This is a genomic window from Variovorax sp. GW531-E2 (assembly GCF_059423125.1).
Genome location: NZ_JBWKXQ010000133.1, coordinates 1 through 1,649, shown reverse-complemented (window position 1 = coordinate 1,649; position 1,649 = coordinate 1). Strand labels below are relative to the sequence as shown.

The window sequence follows — 1,649 nt, the reverse complement described above, 5'->3', positions numbered from 1 at the left end:
GGCAGGCACCCCGGCCACCGGCCCCGTCGTGCAGCATTTCCGGCAGGCGCTGCTCTGGCCCTTGCGCCTCGTGCCGGCGCCCGGCGCGGCGCCCACGCACCACGGCCCCTGGCACGTGCTGCGCGACCTGGGCGAGGCCTCGCCCTGGCGCGAGGAGGTCGACGAATACACCGGCGAGAGCGGCCGCTTCCACGAGCGCCACTACAACGAGTTCGTGAGCTTCCTGCCGTACGTGCAGCGCTTCCTGTACGGCGAAGGCCGATCGCGCGGCAGCACCGACGGCACAGGCAGCGACGGCGATTCGCCGATGCGCGTGTTCCGCCGCCGCGACATCGCGGCCGTGCGGCTGGTGGCGCACCCCGGCGAGGCGCCGATCACCCTCGACGTGATTCACTGCGACCTGTACTTCTTCTTCGACATCGACGTGGTGCTGCTCAACCTCGAGGTCGGCACCGACCACCTGAGCCTGGCGCAGGCGCAGGACATCCTCTACCGCTTCGGCCGCGCCTACCCTTCGGGCTGGGAGCCCGACGGCGCCGCCCTGCACTGCATGGCCAGCGTCGAGTGGCTGGACGCCGACGGCCGCGTGCTCGCCGCCTCCGACGCGCAGCAGCGCGACGCCTTCCTGTCGCACGTGGCCCAGCACCGTGCACCGCGCATCGCCGCGCACTGGGCCTACCTGATGCAGCCGCTGGTGAGCGACCATTCGGACGACCCCGGCGTGCTGCGCTACCGCCAGATCGAGTACTACCGCATGCCGGTGATGGCCTACCTGTCGCTGGACGACCCGCGCCGCCTCACGCGCGACGACTTCGTGCGGCTCGCGCTCGTCACCGGCGCGGGCGGCGCCGACGCCCACCTGCCCTATGCCGAGCACCACCTGGCCGACTTCGAGCACAAGTACTGCTACGACCGCTTCTGGGTGAACACGGGCGCGGCGCCCAACACGCGCTACCTGTGCAACGGCCACGCCCTCGTCGTGGTGGGCGACGCGCGCTCCGAGTTCTTCTGCTGCCGCGACCGCGGCGTGCTCGCGCAGTTCAGGCACCAGCACTTCCTGCTGTTCCTCATCGCGCACTTCCAGAAGGCCTCGCTGCTGATGTTCTCGGACCAGCTGGTGGAAGCGCTCAAGAAGCTCGACATCCGCAGCACGCCGAGCGTGAAGCAGTTCAAGCGCGCCATCCGCGCGAGCTTCGAGCGCTTTCTTCGCTTCACGCACCGCTACTGGTTCCACGAGATTTCGGAGCAGGCGCAGGTGCGCGCGCTCTCGCACATGTGCGCCGCGCACCTCGGGCTCGACCCGCTGTACGACGAGGTCAAGGCGCGCATCGCCGACATGAACACCTACCTCGATGCCGACAGCCTGCGCCGCCAGGCCAGCACCGTGGTGCGGCTCACGGTGGTCACGCTGTTCGGCCTCATCGGCACCGTCACCACCGGCTTCCTCGGGATGAACCTGCTGGCCGAAGCCGATGCGCCGCTGTGGCGCAAGGCGATCTGGTTCGGCGTGGTGTTCGTGTTCACCACCTGGCTCACGATCTACACGATGGTGAAGTCGCAGCGGCTGTCGGACTTCATCGATGCGCTGTCGAACGACCGGCTGAGTTTTCGGGGCAAGCTGGCGGCGTTGGCGCGGGTGTGGCGGGCGG

1 protein-coding gene is annotated in these 1,649 nt (G+C 69.5%); it reads left to right on the top strand.

The window, feature by feature from the left end; genetic code table 11:
- Nucleotides 1–28: 28 nt before the first annotated feature.
- Nucleotides 29–1,649, top strand: a 1,621-nt coding sequence (locus AC07XP_RS32260; protein WP_495266959.1) for a hypothetical protein, incomplete at its 3' end; no start/stop codon positions are given.